The sequence below is a fragment of the Thermosynechococcus sp. M3746_W2019_013 genome (assembly GCF_015296045.1).
In the GTDB taxonomy this organism is placed as follows: Bacteria; Cyanobacteriota; Cyanobacteriia; order Thermosynechococcales; family Thermosynechococcaceae; genus Thermosynechococcus.
Genome location: NZ_DVDW01000046.1, coordinates 33,704 through 49,179, shown reverse-complemented (window position 1 = coordinate 49,179; position 15,476 = coordinate 33,704). Strand labels below are relative to the sequence as shown.

The window sequence follows — 15,476 nt, the reverse complement described above, 5'->3', positions numbered from 1 at the left end:
TTTTCCACTAGAGCTGATTGATTAATGGGGTAACCCCTATGAGACAGGGGGCGGTCGGGCATCCCGCCCTTAAAGCTCAGGAAAGCCCCGATGCAGGAGCAGAGGTCACGAAGAAGCCTGCACTTTAGGCGTCAGCATGGGCGTTGGAAGTATGTCACAAAAATTTCTGCTGATCTCTACCCCCACCCATAGGGTAACGATACAATCAGGACAGCCATTGGGGGTATGAGAAACGTGAATCATACATTTTTAGTGGATGGGGGACGGTGGCTGCTCAAGGGCACCTGGCTAGAGGCCAATCAAGAACCCCTTCCAGTGACGGGGAGGATTCTTGTCTCCTACGGCCAAGATGACTGGTTTTCAATGGCGGCCAAGATCACATTTCCCGATCAAGTTAAGCCAGAATTAGTGTTGCAGTCACGGGGAAAGTTGGAACTGGATGAGCAGGTGTTTACCTATGTGCTCCAACACAGCCTCTTGGGTCGGCTAGAAGGGGAGGGCTGGATTACCCCCCGTGCGATCGTGCAGCAGTTTATTTTGCTGGGGGATGTCAACCGCTGTACGGGTTTTGAGCACTACTGGCAGTTGGATGCCAATCACTACACCCTTCTTAGCGGCATTCACAACAACCATAAGCTCAAACATTTGCTTGAGGCCACCCTCGAGCGGGTTTAGTGGGGGCTAGGGATGCGCTGGCAATGGCGTATCTATGAGGAACCTCTGCAGGAACCTTTGACAACGGCGCAGGGGATCTGGCGATCGCGCTCAGGGATTTATCTGCGTCTGGAAGATGAACAGGGTCAAGTGGGCTACGGTGAAATTGCCCCCCTCCCCGGCTGGGGCAGCGAAACCCTCAATGCTGATATTGCCCTGTGTGAGCAACTCCCTGGCTACCTGACCCCAGAGATCATGGCCACGATTCCAGAGGCGTTACCGGCTGCCCAGTTTGGTTTTGCCACCGCATGGCAGAGTGTGGGGCGATTGCCCTATAGAGTGCGTCCTTGGCCAATCTGCGCACTTTTAGGGAGTGGTCAGGCCGCCCTTGAGCAGTGGCAGCAGCCTTGGCAGCGGGGACAAACCACCTTCAAGTGGAAAGTGGGTGTCCTGTGCCCAGAGGCGGAGCAAGAAATTCTCAAGGCGTTACTGGCAGCCCTGCCCCAAGGGGCAAAATTGCGCCTTGATGCCAACGGCGGCTGGGATGTGGCAACTGCAACCCGCTGGTTGACTTGGCTCGATCGCCATGGGAACGGCAAAATTGAGTATGTGGAGCAACCGCTACCCCCTGACCAATGGCAAGCTCTATTGAGCCTTGCCCAAGCGGTGACAACAGCGATCGCTCTCGATGAAAGTGTGGTCAATGCTGCGCAATTGCAGCGTTGGGTCGATCGCGGCTGGCCGGGACTCTTTGTGATTAAGCCGGTTCTCTTTGGTCCTCCAGAAGCGCTGAGTCTCTTGTTGCGTCGGGGTTTAGAACCGCAGCAGCTAGTCTTTTCCTCTGCCCTCGAAGGGGCGATCGCCCGCACGGCAATTTTTCATCTTTTGGAAACATGGCAACCCTGTTATGCCCTCGGCTTTGGTGTTGACCGCTGGCGATCGGCACCCCTGCTGACCACCTTGGCTGAGTACGACGCAGAATGGCATCGCCTTGACAATTATGGTAAAACTTACTATAAGTAAAACATCCTCGACATCCCAGAACAATGACAGGCTTCACCTTGGCCACCAGTGACTACAGTTTGTTGACGGATCTCTATCAACTGACAATGGTGGCCACCTACGCCGGCGAAGATTTGGCTTGGACACCCGCCAGTTTTGAACTCAGTGTGCGGCGATTGCCCCGAGGCTATACGTATCTGGTGGCGATGGGGTTGGCTCAGGTACTGGAGTATTTGCAACAGCTGCGGTTTACGCCTCAGCAAATTGATTACCTCAGAGGTCTGGCGGTTTTTGAACGTGCACCGGCAGCATTTTGGGAGCTATTGAGCCAGAGTGAGTTCCGCGGCGATGTCTGGGCGGTTCCGGAAGGCACAGTCGTCTTTGCCCAGGAGCCCCTGCTGCGCATTGACGCCCCCCTCTGGCAAGGCCAGTGGATAGAAACTTGTCTGCTCAATATCGTCAACTACCAAACCCTTGTGGCCACCCGTGCTTCCCGGCTGCGACAGCTGGTGGGGGAAGAGGTGGATCTCCTGGAATTTGGCACGCGGCGCGCCTTCAGTCCGCAAGCGTCCCTGTGGGCAGCCCGCTCTGCCCTAGCGGCAGGATTTACGGCCACTTCCAATGTCCTTGCTGCGCAGCAGTTGGGGATGGTTCCCGTAGGCACCATGGCCCATTCCCTAGTCATGGCGATCGCGACCCTCAAGGGTACGGAACAGGAGGCCTTTACGGTTTTCTTGCGCTACTATCCCGAAGGGGCACTCTTGGTAGATACCTATGACAGCCTTGCCGCCATTGGCACCCTTGCCGATCGCCAAGCCGCTGGGGAGATTTTGGTCAAGGCGGTGCGCATTGATTCCGGGGATCTCTTGAGCCTCTCCCAGAAAATCCGTCAACTGTTGCCCCACGTCAAAATCATTGCCAGTGGCGATCTCGATGAGGGGGAAATTCGCCGCCTGCGGGCAGCGGGTGCCTGTATTGATGCCTATGGCATCGGCACGAAGCTGGTTACGGGAGAACCGGTCAACGGTGTCTATAAGCTGGTGGAGATCAATGGTCAGGGGGTAATGAAGATCTCCAGTGGCAAAATGACCCTACCCGGACGCAAGCAAATTTATCGCCGCCCCAGTGGGGATTGCCTTGCCCTTGCCAGCGAGGAACAGGTTTGGGGTAAACCGCTCCTTGAACCAGTTATGAGGGAAGGGTGCCCCCTTTATCCGCCGGAGTCATTGATGACCATTCGCGATCGCCACCGCGCCAGCCTCGCGGAATTGCCAGAGACTCTCTTGGATGTGACCCAGCCTGTCGTCTATTCCCCTGCCCTTGCCGCCTTGATCCAACAGTTACGACAGCGCCCATGACCATTGCCCTTTTTGGTACCAGTGCCGATCCACCCACAGCCGCCCACGGGGACATTCTCCAGTGGTTGAGCGATCGCTATGACCGCATTTTGGTGTGGGCAGCCGATAACCCCTTTAAGGGGCAACAAACCCCCTTGCCCTATCGCCAAGCCATGCTGAATTTACTGGTGCGCAGTCTCAACCGCCCCAATGTCGAGCATCACCCCGAACTCAGCCACCCTTACACCCTCTATTCCGTTGAGCAGGTGAAGCAGCAGTGGCCAGGGGAACTCCTCACCCTTGTGGTGGGCAGTGATGTCCTTGCGAAGCTACCCCAGTGGTACCAGGCGGAAAAACTCCTCGGCCAGGTGCAACTGTTGGTCCTGCAGCGCCCTGGCGTTGTCATTGCCCCTAAGGATTGGCAAGTGGTGCAGCGGCTGTGTCCCCACGTAGAACTGGCGAACTACTGCGGGCCAGCGGTTTCCTCGACAACCTATCGGCAACAGGGGGATACCCAACAACTCCTGCCAGCGATCGCCCAGTATATTCAGGAGCAAGGACTTTACTCGCACCCATGACGGTCTCCCCTTTGCCCCTGGCAGAATTTGTCGTTGGCGTGGACAACGTCATTTTCTCCGTGGATACGGATCAAAATCGCCTCCTGGTGCTACTGGTGCAGCGACAACAGCCCCCCTTTGCCGGTTATTGGAGCCTGCCCGGCACCCTCGTACGGCAGGGGGAATCCCTTGAAGCCGCTGCTTACCGCACCTTGGCGGAAAAAATTCGCGTCAGTAACCTCTATCTGGAGCAACTGTACACCTTTGGCGAATCGGACCGGAATCCCACCTATGGCAAACGCTATTTGTCTGTGAGTTACTTTGCCTTGGTGCGCTTTGCCGATGCCGAACTCATTGCTCCTGGGGAGTTGCCAGTGCAGTGGTTTGCCCTGAGTGCCTGTCCTGATCTGGCCTTTGATCACAGCAAAATTTTGGCCTATGGTCACCGCCGCCTCTGCAATAAGCTGGAGTATAGCCCTGTGGCCTTTGATGTGCTGCCGGAGTATTTCACCCTCAACGATCTCTATCAGTTCTACAGCACCGTCCTAGGGGCTAACTTTTCCGACTACTCTAACTTCCGCTCCCGGCTTCTGAAATTGGGCATCTTGCAAGATACGCACCAGAAAGTCATCCGCGGGGCGGGGCGACCGGCAACCCTCTACCGCTTCGATCGCGAGGCCTTTGCACCCCTGAAGGATAAGCCCCTTGTTTTTGTCTAACCTTTGAGGAATTGTCTATGGCTGTGCATCTGTGGATTGCACAACTGAACCCCACCGTCGGCAGTCTCAGAGCCAATGCGGCAGCGATCGCCACCGCCGTCCAGGAGATCCGCAGCCAGCACCCTGTGGATTTGGTCATTACCCCGGAGCTGGCCCTCTGTGGCTATCCCCCCAAGGATCTGCTGCTCAACCGCCATTTTGTTGAGGCAATGCAGCAGGAACTGCACCACCTGGCCAGTGCCCTGCCCCCAGCGGTGGCTGTACTGGTGGGAACCGTTTTGCCCAACCCTGACGCTGGCCTCAAGGGTCAAAAGCCCCTCTACAATGGCGCTGCTCTCCTGCGGGCAGGTGAGGTGCAACAGGTCTTCGCCAAGCAGTTGTTGCCCACCTACGATGTCTTTGATGAGTGCCGTTACTTTGCCCCCGGCAGTACAGAGAATCTCTTGACATTGACGACGGCCACCGATCAGCTCAAAATTGGCGTCACAATTTGTGAAGACCTGTGGAACAATGAGCAGTTTTGGGGGCAGCGGCACTACGAGCGCAATCCCGTTGCGGAATTGGTGGCTCAGGGAGCGGATTTGATTGTGAATCTCTCGGCCTCCCCCTACTGTGTGGGCAAACCCAAGTTGCGGCAGGCGTTGATTGAGCACACAGCGCGGCAATATAACTGTCCCTTGATCTATGCCAATCAGGTCGGGGGCAATGATGACTTGGTTTTTGATGGCACCAGTTTAGCGGTAAATCGGCAGGGGGAAGTGGTGAGCCGCGCCAAGGGGTTTCGTGAGGACTACCTAGCCGTGCGCTGGCGAGATGGCGATTTGCAACCCACCGCTATGATTGCTCCCTTGGCCAGAGGTGAAGCGGCGGAAATTTGGCAAGCCTTGGTTTTGGGGGTGCGGGATTATGCCCGTAAATGTGGCTTTCGGCAGGTGGTGATTGGTCTCAGTGGCGGTATTGACTCAGCCTTGGTGGCGGCGATCGCCACCGCTGCTGTTGGCAACAAACAGGTGCTGGGGGTGCTGATGCCCTCCCCCTACAGTTCCGAGCACTCGATTACGGATGCCAAGGACTTGGCAGCGAACCTGGGCATTGCCACGCAGGTTTTACCCATTGCTCCCCTGATGCAGACCTACAGCGAGGTGCTGGCTCCCCTTTTTGCCGGCACTGCCAGCGGCGTGGCTGAGGAAAATATCCAAGCCCGCATTCGCGGTACCCTGCTGATGGCGATCGCCAACAAGTTTGGCCACTTGCTCCTTTCCACCGGCAATAAATCAGAACTAGCGGTGGGCTACTGCACCCTCTACGGCGACATGAGTGGCGGGCTCGCCGCCATTGCCGATGTCCCCAAAACCCGTGTTTATGAGCTGTGCCATTGGCTGAACCAGCAGGCAGCGCAGGGCAGTCCTATTCCCGATCTGCCAATCGCTGGCCCCGTGGTGATTCCCCCCCACATTCTCAGCAAAGCCCCCAGTGCTGAGCTCAAACCCGGCCAACGGGATCAGGATAGCTTACCACCCTACGACATTCTTGATGGCATTTTGGCACGGATGATTGATCGCCACCAGTCGGATCAAGAAATTGCCGCTGCAGGATACGATCTCGACCTTGTGCAGCAAGTGCGGCGCATGGTTCAACGGGCAGAATTCAAGCGCCAGCAGGCAGCACCGGGCTTAAAAATTACCGATCGCGCCTTTGGTTCCGGTTGGCGCATGCCGATCGCAGCCCAGTGGTAGGCCGAGGGTAGCACTCCCAGCAGCGGGAAAAATCATGGTGGTGGATCCGATGAGCATCGCTGTTGCGGTGGGTATTTTCGTCTTTGTCTTTTTGTTGGCCAATTGCCAACCGCATCCTGGAATCGCGAACCCCCTTAAGGAGGTGTTACTCCCCTTGGGTTTTACATGGATCGAGACCACTGATCCCTACCTCTGCGAGCGCAAAGCCACCCTCCGGCTATGCAGGAACCCTTGAGCAAGCCTATTCTCGCCCCATTGACGGCCCGCTGCTGGCTATCTGAGAACAACGCCCATCTGGTTGGCCCATCTGGTTGGGATGATCGCCCAGCCTTTCCCCACTGAGCCCTGGATTTTGGTGTCTGTGCCTACCGCCAAAGGAATGATTGGCGCAATGGTACGCAGGATGTTTGATAGGGTCCTATTGCCATCCCACTTTGTCAAAATCCCGGTTTGTCAAAGTTGAGCCGCAGCTCTTCGGAGCCTCTGGCGTAATTTGCACTCTCCACCCAAACCCCTCCTCCTGTTCCCTGCCCTAGGGCCAAATTTGTCAATGTATGACCTGTATTACCTGCGGCAATGTGATTCTGCGCTCTGGTGGTCAGAGACTCCTGATTGAGCGCCTGTCGTTGACCGGTCAAGAACCTTGGGATGAGGCAATTCAGCAACGGGTACGGACAACTCCCCTCATCCAAAAGACTTTATGAACTCTTCCAGCTGGGTGAGAGGAATCCCATTGCTTGGAGTTCTTGGGTGAGGCGCTGGGCTTCCGCCGGATTTTGATCCCGCAGCAGGACAATGGCTTGACGTAGTTTGTCAAGGCCGGCACTGACCTGTCCTAGACGCAGCAGCAGTGCCCCCTGGTTTTGATAGGCCAAGGCACAGGTCGGATCTAACCTTTGCAGGCGATCGTAGGTGGCCAGGGCATGCCCCCAGCGTTTTAATTGCTTTTGGGCTTCCGCCAGCCGCAGATAGGTAGCAAGATGCATCACCTCAGGGGTGGGCGTCCCTAGAGCCATTTCATAGGCGGCAATTGCCGCTTGCCACTCCCCGCGCTCAGCGTAGAGATTCCCTTGCTGATAGTAAAGTTCATGGGCGATCGCTGGCGGAAGTATCTCAGTCTTTAAGCCCTGTTCTAAACACTGCTGAGCCTGCTCCCAGTCGCCCCTAGCCAGATATACACCGGCTAATTTACTCCACAGGTAGGCATCCTCAGGGTGCTGCTCAAGGTGGTGACGCATGATCCGCTCAGCCCGTTCCTGCTTTTGCTGCCGCTGGTCGCCCAGATAGCCACTGTGGACAATGGCAACACCATTGACATGACCAATTTGCCAATGGGGTTCTCGCTGTTGTAGCGCCAAAACGCTGTCATCAATGGTTTCGTGGTAGGGGCGCTGAAAGGAGATGGCGGGATGACGGCGAAAGAGACGCGCTACGGGCGTATAGGGGGGAATGACACCCAGTTCCTGCCGCAGCAAGGTCACCACCAGCCAGTTGGGTTGCTGGCAAATTTGGGGCAGCAAAGCAGCAAAGGCAGGGGTGAGGGTTTCATCAGCATCCAAAACTAAGACCCACTCAGTGGTCACATACCCTAAAGCAACATTGCGGGCAGCGGCAAAATCATCTTGCCAAGGAATTTCATAGACCTGTGCCCCCCAAGCGCGGGCGATCGCCACCGTTTCATCCTGCGACCCCGTATCCACAATTACTGCCTCATCAACAACGCCGGCAACACTGGCTAGGCACTGGGGTAAGCGTGCCGCCTCATCCCGCACAATCATGCAGAGGGTAATGGCCATAGACCCTAGGCAAAGTCGCCAATCAGCTTTACTTCCGGGTGCAGCCACACCGCCCAGCGATCGGCCACAGCAGTTTGCACATAGCGGATCAGATGATAGACATCCATGGCCGTTGCACCACCACAGTTAAGGATAAAGTTGGCGTGTTTTTGGGAAACTTGGGCATGTCCAATCTGGTAGCCCTTCAGGCCCGTTTGCTCAATTAGCCAACCCGCTGTCCACCCTTGGGGATTGCGGAAGACACTGCCACAGTTGGGGAAATCGTAGGGCTGCGTCCGCAGGCGATCGCTCAGGTGTTTTTGGGTATCTGCTTTCACTTGGGCAGGATCATGGCCGGGTTCCAACTGCCATGTGGCTTGCAGGACCAAGCGCTGCGTATCCTGAAGACTCGATGTGCGGTAGCCATAGCCCAACTCCCGTGCCGACACCACTGCCAACGTGCCATCGGGTTCTAAAATCACTACTGACACCAGCCGCTCCGCTGTACAGCCGCCATGGGCACCGGCATTCATCACCACTGCCCCTCCAACGGTGCCGGGGATGCCAACAACCCACTCCAGACCACGCCAGCCGAGTTTGGCACTCTGGTGAGCCAACTTGGGCAAGGGATAGCCTGCACCCACCGTCAGTTGTCCCGTCTCTAGATCAGTTGTGAGATAGCGCAGATGCTTAGTGGAGATCACTAGCCCCGGCACACCGCGATCGCTCACCAGCAGATTAGACCCTGCCCCCAAAACCGTAATCGGCAGTGCCTCCTCCTGTGCCCAAGTATAGGCCGCTTGCAGTTCAGCAATCGTACGCGGTTCCACAAACCATTCGGCACAGCCACCGACGTTGAGGGTGGTTAAGCCCGCTAGGGAGACTTGACGTTGTAGGGGGCACTGGGTTTGGGGCAAGCAGGCCAAGGTCATAGGGCGATCGCCTCAGTGAGGGAAGAGACACTGAATTGTTCCTGATCCGCCATGACAGACGGAATCAGTTGATTGAGGTTGCCAGCCCCAAGGAAGATGACCAAGTCGCCCGGCTGCAGCAGATGCGCCAAGCGAGTTTGTACCGCTTCAAAGGTGGGGCAGTAATCCACTGAAGCATGATACTGACGGGCGCAGGTGGCAACATCGGCACCACTAATGGTGCCGGGATTGGGTTCGCCGGCACTATAGATATCCGTGAAGATCACGTGATCCGCGGCGCTGAAGCACTGGCCAAAGGCCTCGAGAAAGATTTGGGTACGGCTATAGCGGTGGGGTTGAAACACCGCCACGATCCGTTGCCAAGGGGCTTGAGTACCCACTTGGAGGCGGGCTGCCTCTAGGGTAGCCATAATTTCACTGGGATGGTGGGCATAGTCATCAATGAAGCGAATTCCATTCACCTGTCCCCGTTCTTCAAAGCGGCGGCGGGCACCGCGAAACTCTAAAAGAGCAGCAGCAATGGTGGCAAAGTCAATGCCGAGATACCGTCCCACTGCAATCACCGCTAGGGCATTTTGCAGGTTGTGGGCACCCAAAACATTCAGTTGCAAAATTCCAAGGGAGGTGCCCCGCTCCCAAATCCGTGCCGTCGTCCCCTCAGAGGTGTATTGAATATGATCCACACAGTAGTCCACCCCTGCTTGCCGTTGCAGACTATAGGTCAACAGGCGCGGATGATGCAGGCGATCGCGGATATTTGGACAATCGGCACAGGCAATCACAATGTCTGCTTGAGTAGCAAACTGCTGAAACGTGGCCACCACCTCTTCAAGGGAATTGTAGTGATCGGGGTGGTCAAGTTCAATATTAGTAATGACGCCAATATGGGGATGGAATTTGCGCAGGGAGCCATCAGACTCATCAGCTTCAGCCACAAGGTAAGGACTTTGACCCACACGGGCGTTGCCCTGCCATGCCGCCACTTCCCCCCCAACAATAATTGTTGGATCTAGCCCAGCCTGTAACAGCAAATAGGCAATCATACTGCTGGTGGTTGTCTTACCGTGGGTACCGGCAACGGCAATACTTTGGCTGCGGTGCATCAGTGCCGCCAGTACATCGGAACGGTGAAAGATTGGACAGCCTAAGTGTTGAGCCGCTTGATATTCAGGGTTATCGCTGCGAATGGCGGTGGAGCAAATGACCTGAGGGAGTGGGGTGAAGGGATACGTTTCAAAGTTAGCAGCACTCTGGCCAATAAAAATCCGCACGCCTAACTCAGCCAGTTGCTGGGTCAAACGATTGGGACGCAAATCGGATCCAGACACCCTAAAGCCCTTTTTGGCCAGAATGTAGGCAAGGGCTGACATCCCAATACCGCCAATGCCAATGAAGTGGAATGGACGTCCGCTAAACTCCATCACTGGCCGATTTGCCACAAGCAACTCCTTTACTCCGCCAAAAGAAAATTTTTAGAACCAAAAATAGTAGTGTCAATAGACTCAAGTCAATGAATTGAATATCAACTTAGGCATGAACTAGGTATAAATTCTTAGGCTAATCATAGCAGGTTACCTTGAAGCTCCATGGGCTAATACTGGCAGATCTGGGGTGAATATGTCATCTTGAGCGAAAAAATTTTTTGCAGGCAGTTTATTGAGCATAGCTCAGTCTAGGGTTGATTTCAGGAGTGGCTCAAGAGTTCGACAAAGAATAAACTCTAGCGAAGATAAATTCAGCGGGGTGTATGGTAGAAGGTTGATACCGCCTTGTCGGTGTGTCGTTATCTTGCTGAGGACTGGGAATGCTGACGAACTTGCTAGCTTGGAGTATGGCGATCGCCAGTTTAGGCTTGTATCTGTTGGGCTTCTTTCTGCCGGAACTGTACCGTAGGTTTGATCTGGTGGCCAGTGGCGCGGGATTATTCTTTGCCTTGACCCTGTGGATCTATGGCGATCGCATTGGCGGTGGCTTGCTCCTAGGAATGACAGCTGCAGTGGCTTTAATCCTTTGGTTTGGCGGGCAGACCCTCAGCTATCGCTGGCAACTGACCCACCCCGGCGATCGCACCGATACCCAAAAAGCCCAAGCCCTTTGGCAAAAAGTCCAGTCTCTGCTGCCCGAAGGTACCTTTGCGAAAATCAGTGAGCCACTGAAAGGCCTGGTGAGTCGCTTGGGCAGGGGCTTCCGGAAGCAGCCCGATCGCCCCCAGGCTGCCGTGGATACTCCGCCACCGCCGATGGATACTGGCAACATCAAAGCAGATCTGTGGACAGCAAGCACCCCCACTACCGTTGCTGAACAACCCACTCCAGCCACTGCGGCAGCTGCCGCAGTCCCAGCAGAATCTGCGGAAGCTGAACCAACGGCCAGCCCAACTGCAGACACACCGGCTAATCACGAAGGGGCCGAAACTATCGCCCCAGAAGAGTCAAGTGTTGAAACGCTACAGCCGCCAACTGCTAGTACCCCAGAAGAGCCAGCACCAGCAACAATTACTGCTTCAGAAGCAGCGGTGGCCCCCTCGGAAGAGCCAGCCCCTCCTGAAAAAGGGGTTGAGGCTCCAGAAGCCACAGTGACCGCCGCAGCACCAGAAGAACCCGCATCTCCTGAAACAGTTGTCAATGCTCCAGAACCCACAGCAACCCCTAAGGCAGGGGCAGAGCCGCCTTTAGTCTCTGAAGCTGCTGCCGATGCTCAACCCACAGAAACGATGCCCCCAGCACCGCAATCGCGCACCTCTGCCGCCGATCTCCTAGGGGATATTCCTGAAAATAGTGATGTTGAGGATGCTGAGGACGAGGCAATGGCAGAGGGGATAACCATTGAAAATCCAGAACCTACTGAGGACAGTGACTGGCCGCCCCCCGAAGCCCGTCTGTAACATCTCACTCCAGCGGGTACAGGGCAGGACGAATCGCCGCAAAAGTTCATAAAGTCAGGAATTCATAACTTTTGCCACTTTTATTTTCTCTGAAGCAAAGCTTAATAGAATCTTAATTTTCCCCTAACTTTCCCCAAAAATGCCCCAATTTTCCCAAGGTTTTCCACAGATGGGGGTAAAGTTTTCCACAGGCCTTTGCGCTGTGACTAGGGTTCAAGACATTTCTGGGGATAACTGCCGCTGGCGCCTTGGGGAAAACGTGAGGAGCGCCAAAAGTCTGGAAATGCCCATTCTGTCGTGGATTGTGATCGCCAAGATGGGTGAAAACAAGGATTGACAGCCCCTAGGATAACCCAGACAATGGAGTTCCACCGATAGAGATTCACTTGCTCTGAAACCTTGGGAGTGTAGGGCTAAATCCCGCTCTGAGTCAGCGGTTTGGGGATTTGGTCAGAACTTTTATGGGAGTTTTCCACAGGTTTACCCAGGGCGAGCTGATTGTGCCTGCAATTTTGTTTTTATTGAGGTAACTGACGGTATGAACGCGCAAGCCACGATTAGTATTCTTGCCGAGATTCCAGAGGAGCTACACGAAACCCTGAAATACTACCTCGAGCGGCATCCCGATTGGGATCAGGATCGCGTATTTGTGGCCGCACTGTCACTCTTTTTGCTGCAAAATGGAGAATGCGATCGCCGCACGGCACGGGTCTATCTCGACTCGTTGTTTAAGCGATCCTAAACACTTTGGAGGGTAGCAAAACGGGTGATGGAGGTAGATGTCGCAATTGTTGGGGGTGGTCTCAGTGGCCTGAGTGTTGCTTGGCGGTTGCAGCAGAGCGCCCCGCAGTACAGTGGGGTTCTTTTAGAGGCTAGCGATCGCCTGGGGGGGAATATCACGACCCAAGGGGCGGAGGGTTTTGTCTGGGAACTGGGTCCCAATAGCTTTGCACCCACCCCTGCCCTCCTACAACTCATTGCTGAGGTGGGCTTGCACTCAGAGCTAATTCGGGGCGATCGCCACCTACCGCGCTACATCTACTGGCGGGGGGAACTCTACCCCCTCGAACCCACCCGTCCCCTTGCTTTGGCCACCTCAAATTTACTCAGCCCTTGGGGAAAAGTGCGGGCAGCCCTTGGTGCCTTGGGGTTTGTGCCCCCCTATCTGGGCAGTGGGGATGAGTCGGTTAATTCATTTTTCCGTCGCCATTTGGGGCAAGAGGTGGCTGAACGACTGGTGGCCCCCTTTGTCTCTGGGGTTTACGCCGGTGATCCGCAACAATTGAGTGCCGCTGCTGCTTTTCGTCGTATTGCCCAACTGGAAAAACTAGGGGGTGGGCTCATTGCCGGCGCCCTGCGCCTGCGGCGCCAACAACCTCCTAAACCAAGGCCACCTGCAGAGGTGCAAATGCGACCAGGGGAACTGGGCTCCTTTAAGGAAGGCTTGGCTGCTCTGCCGCGGGCGATCGCCCAACAATTGAAGGCACCGGTTCACCTGCAAACCCCCGTTGAAGCAATCACCCCAGAACCCAATGGTGGCTATCTGCTGCGCAGTGGTGAGCAAACGTGGCAGGCCCGCAGTGTGGTCTTGGCAACGCCTGCCTATCAAACCGCGGCGTTGGTAGCGCCCTTTCAGCCAGCGATCGCCCGTGTTTTGGCTGCCATCCCCTATCCCACCGTGGCCTGTGTGGTCTTGGCCTACCCCGCGGGACTGGGACGCAGTGTACGCCCCGGATTTGGCGTACTGATTCCTCGTGGCCAGGGCATCCGTACCCTTGGCACCATTTGGTCGTCCTGTCTTTTTCCCCAACGCACCCCCGCCGGCTGGCAAGTCTTTACAAGTTTTATTGGCGGTGCCACGGATCCTGATTTGGCTAGCCTTAGGGAAGAAGCCATTGTCCAGCAAGTGCAGCAGGATTTGACCCGCCTCCTTGATTTACCCGCCGCCAAGGCACGATTACTCGGTATGAAAGTTTGGCGACGGGCGATTCCCCAATATCTTGTGGGCTACCCTCAGCAGTGGCAGCAGGTGACCCATGCCCTCAGCCACACCCCTGGGCTTTTCCTGTGTAGTAACTATGCGGAGGGGGTGGCCTTGGGCGATCGCGTCGAACATGGCAATCGAACCGCTGCTGCTGTTGCTGCCTACCTTTCAGGAGGTTAATCCTAGGGATGTCGCTGTCGAACTATATGAATGCGGCTCTGGAGCGGGCGGTTTATCACTTCAATGCAGAGGATGGTCTGATTTACGGTGAAATTCCTGACCTTGAGGGGGTCAAGACCAATGGCAAGACCGTACTTGAATGCCGCGGGCGTCTTGCCGAACTCTTGGAGGATTGGATCTATTTCCATGTCTCGCGGGGGATTCCGGTACCGGTAATTAACGGCATTGAAGTTCCCGTACGCGAGACTTTCTGAGCCCTAGCCTCTTTGGATACCGCTTATCTATAGAAAAAGGTTGTATTCTCAATAGGCCGGCGATCGCTGCCCTGTAACATAAACGAGCAAACATAGCATAAGATTATCGGTAAGGTTAACGAAGCGATACATCCGCTCTACTAAGGAGGACATCACCCTATGGCACTCGTACCCATGCGCTTGCTGCTAGATCACGCAGCCGAAAATGGCTACGGCATCCCCGCCTTCAACGTCAACAACATGGAGCAAATCCAGGCCATCATGCAGGCGGCCCACGAAACCGACAGTCCCGTGATTTTGCAAGCATCGCGGGGTGCCCGTAAATATGCTGGGGAAAACTTCCTGCGTCACCTGATTTTGGCTGCGGTGGAAACCTACCCCCACATTCCCATCGTGATGCACCAAGACCATGGTAACGAGCCTGCCACCTGCTACTCCGCCATTCGCAATGGCTTTACCAGTGTGATGATGGATGGCTCCCTCGAAGCCGATGCCAAAACCCCCGCCAGCTACGAGTACAATGTGGCTGTCACCAGTGAAGTGGTAAAAGTCGCGCACTCCATTGGTGTTTCTGTGGAAGGCGAGCTGGGCTGCCTTGGTTCCTTGGAAACCGGTAAAGGGGAAGCTGAAGATGGTCACGGGTTTGAAGGTGCCCTCGATCACTCGATGCTCCTCACCGACCCCGATCAGGCTGTGGACTTCGTTGAGCGCACCCAAGTGGATGCCCTTGCAGTGGCCATTGGAACCAGCCACGGTGCCTATAAATTTAGCCGCAAACCCACCGGCGAAATCCTCGCCATCAGCCGCGTGGAAGAAATCCACCGCCGCTTGCCCAACACCCACTTGGTGATGCACGGCTCTAGCTCGGTGCCCCAAGAATTGATTGACATCATCAATCAGTACGGCGGTACAATTCCCGAAACCTACGGGGTGCCCGTGGAAGAAATCCAAAAAGGCATCAAAAGCGGTGTGCGCAAAATCAACATTGACACCGACAATCGCCTAGCCATTACCGCCGCGGTGCGCGAAGCTCTGGCCTTGGCACCCAAGGAATTTGACCCTCGTCACTTCCTCAAGCCATCTATTAAATACATGCAAAAAGTGTGTGCCGATCGCTATCAGCAATTTGGTACCGCGGGTAACGCCAGTAAAATCAAGCAACTCAGCCTCGATGACTATGCCGCCAAATACGCCAAGGGTGAACTGAAGCAAGTAACTCAGAAAACCGTGGTGGTTTAGGAACTCTGCGATCGCTAAGAAACGATAAGTCATGTAACGGAGGGTGGCTACGGTCACCCTTTTTCATTTGAATATCAATAAAAAAACGATGCTTCTATAGTTATCAATGTTTAGTATAGTTTCACTCAACGGGCTTGGAGGGACTCGAACCCCCGACCTGCTGATCCGTAGTCAGCCGCTCTAATCCACTAAGCTACAAGCCCAAGTCAGGAACACTATACTA

15 protein-coding genes and 1 tRNA gene are annotated in these 15,476 nt (G+C 55.4%); 12 read left to right on the top strand and 4 right to left on the bottom strand.

Going from position 1 to position 15,476, the window contains the following annotated elements; all coding sequences use genetic code 11:
• Nucleotides 1-225 precede the first annotated feature (225 nt).
• The 7 genes from IGQ16_RS08550 (at nt 226) to IGQ16_RS08520 (ending at nt 6,709) form a co-directional block, all read left to right on the top strand.
• The gene (locus IGQ16_RS08550) at nt 226-675 is read left to right on the top strand and encodes a hypothetical protein (protein WP_051372774.1); all 450 of its coding nucleotides are present in this window, start codon (nt 226-228) and stop codon (nt 673-675) included.
• 12 nt (nt 676-687) lie between these two features.
• A complete protein-coding gene (locus tag IGQ16_RS08545) occupies nt 688-1,677 on the top strand; it encodes an o-succinylbenzoate synthase (RefSeq protein ID WP_297040893.1) in 990 nt (329 codons plus the stop codon).
• Nucleotides 1,678-1,700: 23 nt separating this feature from the next.
• Entirely contained in the window at nt 1,701-3,014 is a 1,314-nt protein-coding gene (locus IGQ16_RS08540; RefSeq protein WP_024124455.1) for a nicotinate phosphoribosyltransferase, read from the top strand.
• On the top strand, nt 3,011-3,571 hold the full coding sequence (locus IGQ16_RS08535) for a nicotinate-nucleotide adenylyltransferase (RefSeq protein WP_024124456.1): 561 nt from the start codon (nt 3,011-3,013) through the stop codon (nt 3,569-3,571). The genes IGQ16_RS08540 and IGQ16_RS08535 overlap by 4 nt, the downstream gene beginning before the upstream one ends.
• Nucleotides 3,568-4,269 (top strand): NUDIX domain-containing protein, encoded by a 702-nt coding sequence (locus IGQ16_RS08530; protein WP_024124457.1) that lies wholly within the window; start codon nt 3,568-3,570, stop codon nt 4,267-4,269. The genes IGQ16_RS08535 and IGQ16_RS08530 overlap by 4 nt, the downstream gene beginning before the upstream one ends.
• 17 nt (nt 4,270-4,286) lie before the next feature.
• A complete protein-coding gene (locus tag IGQ16_RS08525; RefSeq protein ID WP_024124458.1) occupies nt 4,287-6,005 on the top strand; it encodes an NAD+ synthase in 1,719 nt (572 codons plus the stop codon).
• 554 nt (nt 6,006-6,559) lie between these two features.
• Nucleotides 6,560-6,709 carry a hypothetical protein gene (locus IGQ16_RS08520; protein ID WP_157869651.1) on the top strand — a complete coding sequence of 50 codons (150 nt, stop codon included), beginning with the start codon at nt 6,560-6,562 and terminating at the stop codon, nt 6,707-6,709.
• Here the strand turns inward: IGQ16_RS08520 and IGQ16_RS08515 are convergent.
• Genes IGQ16_RS08515 through murC form a run of 3 tightly spaced genes read right to left on the bottom strand, consistent with a single transcriptional unit; the run spans nt 6,704 to nt 10,133 of the window.
• Entirely contained in the window at nt 6,704-7,801 is a 1,098-nt protein-coding gene (locus IGQ16_RS08515) for a glycosyltransferase (RefSeq protein ID WP_024124459.1), read from the bottom strand. The two genes, IGQ16_RS08520 and IGQ16_RS08515, sit on opposite strands and share 6 nt — an antisense overlap.
• 5 nt (nt 7,802-7,806) lie before the next feature.
• On the bottom strand, nt 7,807-8,712 hold the full coding sequence (murB, locus tag IGQ16_RS08510) for a UDP-N-acetylmuramate dehydrogenase (protein WP_024124460.1): 906 nt from the start codon (nt 8,710-8,712) through the stop codon (nt 7,807-7,809).
• Nucleotides 8,709-10,133, bottom strand: a complete 1,425-nt coding sequence (gene murC / locus IGQ16_RS08505; RefSeq protein WP_367116121.1) for a UDP-N-acetylmuramate--L-alanine ligase — start codon at nt 10,131-10,133, stop codon at nt 8,709-8,711. Before murC ends, murB begins: the two co-directional genes overlap by 4 nt.
• Before the next feature lie 383 nt (nt 10,134-10,516).
• Here murC and IGQ16_RS08500 point away from each other — a divergent pair, with 383 nt between their 5' ends.
• From IGQ16_RS08500 to fba, 5 genes are all read left to right on the top strand, one after another.
• The gene (locus IGQ16_RS08500) at nt 10,517-11,596 is read left to right on the top strand and encodes a Ycf66 family protein (RefSeq protein ID WP_024124462.1); all 1,080 of its coding nucleotides are present in this window, start codon (nt 10,517-10,519) and stop codon (nt 11,594-11,596) included.
• Between the two features lie 538 nt (nt 11,597-12,134).
• The gene (locus IGQ16_RS08495) at nt 12,135-12,338 is read left to right on the top strand and encodes a DUF2811 domain-containing protein (protein ID WP_011056228.1); all 204 of its coding nucleotides are present in this window, start codon (nt 12,135-12,137) and stop codon (nt 12,336-12,338) included.
• Nucleotides 12,339-12,365: 27 nt separating this feature from the next.
• Nucleotides 12,366-13,760: a protoporphyrinogen oxidase gene (hemG, locus tag IGQ16_RS08490; RefSeq protein WP_297061065.1), complete on the top strand. Its 1,395-nt coding sequence runs from the start codon at nt 12,366-12,368 to the stop codon at nt 13,758-13,760.
• 8 nt (nt 13,761-13,768) lie between these two features.
• On the top strand, nt 13,769-14,014 hold the full coding sequence (locus tag IGQ16_RS08485; protein ID WP_297061063.1) for a type II toxin-antitoxin system HicB family antitoxin: 246 nt from the start codon (nt 13,769-13,771) through the stop codon (nt 14,012-14,014).
• Between the two features lie 159 nt (nt 14,015-14,173).
• The gene (gene fba / locus IGQ16_RS08480) at nt 14,174-15,253 is read left to right on the top strand and encodes a class II fructose-bisphosphate aldolase (protein ID WP_011056231.1); all 1,080 of its coding nucleotides are present in this window, start codon (nt 14,174-14,176) and stop codon (nt 15,251-15,253) included.
• 129 nt (nt 15,254-15,382) lie between these two features.
• On the opposite strand, the gene IGQ16_RS08475 is transcribed toward fba, so the two are convergent.
• Nucleotides 15,383-15,456 (bottom strand) — tRNA-Arg (locus IGQ16_RS08475).
• Nucleotides 15,457-15,476 lie beyond the last annotated feature (20 nt).

Excerpts from the sequence above, each read along its gene's own strand:
- murB (WP_024124460.1), bottom strand. The coding sequence starts at position 8,712 with ATGACCTTGGCCTGCTTGCCCCAAACCCAGTGCCCCCTACAACGTCAA.
- IGQ16_RS08550 (WP_051372774.1), top strand. The coding sequence starts at position 226 with ATGAGAAACGTGAATCATACATTTTTAGTGGATGGGGGACGGTGGCTG.
- hemG (WP_297061065.1), top strand. The coding sequence starts at position 12,366 with ATGGAGGTAGATGTCGCAATTGTTGGGGGTGGTCTCAGTGGCCTGAGT.
- IGQ16_RS08530 (WP_024124457.1), top strand. The coding sequence starts at position 3,568 with ATGACGGTCTCCCCTTTGCCCCTGGCAGAATTTGTCGTTGGCGTGGAC.
- IGQ16_RS08515 (WP_024124459.1), bottom strand. The coding sequence starts at position 7,801 with ATGGCCATTACCCTCTGCATGATTGTGCGGGATGAGGCGGCACGCTTA.
- IGQ16_RS08525 (WP_024124458.1), top strand. The coding sequence starts at position 4,287 with ATGGCTGTGCATCTGTGGATTGCACAACTGAACCCCACCGTCGGCAGT.
- fba (WP_011056231.1), top strand. The coding sequence starts at position 14,174 with ATGGCACTCGTACCCATGCGCTTGCTGCTAGATCACGCAGCCGAAAAT.
- IGQ16_RS08500 (WP_024124462.1), top strand. The coding sequence starts at position 10,517 with ATGCTGACGAACTTGCTAGCTTGGAGTATGGCGATCGCCAGTTTAGGC.
- murC (WP_367116121.1), bottom strand. The coding sequence starts at position 10,133 with ATGGAGTTTAGCGGACGTCCATTCCACTTCATTGGCATTGGCGGTATT.
- IGQ16_RS08495 (WP_011056228.1), top strand. The coding sequence starts at position 12,135 with ATGAACGCGCAAGCCACGATTAGTATTCTTGCCGAGATTCCAGAGGAG.
- IGQ16_RS08540 (WP_024124455.1), top strand. The coding sequence starts at position 1,701 with ATGACAGGCTTCACCTTGGCCACCAGTGACTACAGTTTGTTGACGGAT.
- IGQ16_RS08485 (WP_297061063.1), top strand. The coding sequence starts at position 13,769 with ATGTCGCTGTCGAACTATATGAATGCGGCTCTGGAGCGGGCGGTTTAT.
- IGQ16_RS08535 (WP_024124456.1), top strand. The coding sequence starts at position 3,011 with ATGACCATTGCCCTTTTTGGTACCAGTGCCGATCCACCCACAGCCGCC.
- IGQ16_RS08520 (WP_157869651.1), top strand. The coding sequence starts at position 6,560 with ATGACCTGTATTACCTGCGGCAATGTGATTCTGCGCTCTGGTGGTCAG.
- IGQ16_RS08545 (WP_297040893.1), top strand. The coding sequence starts at position 688 with ATGCGCTGGCAATGGCGTATCTATGAGGAACCTCTGCAGGAACCTTTG.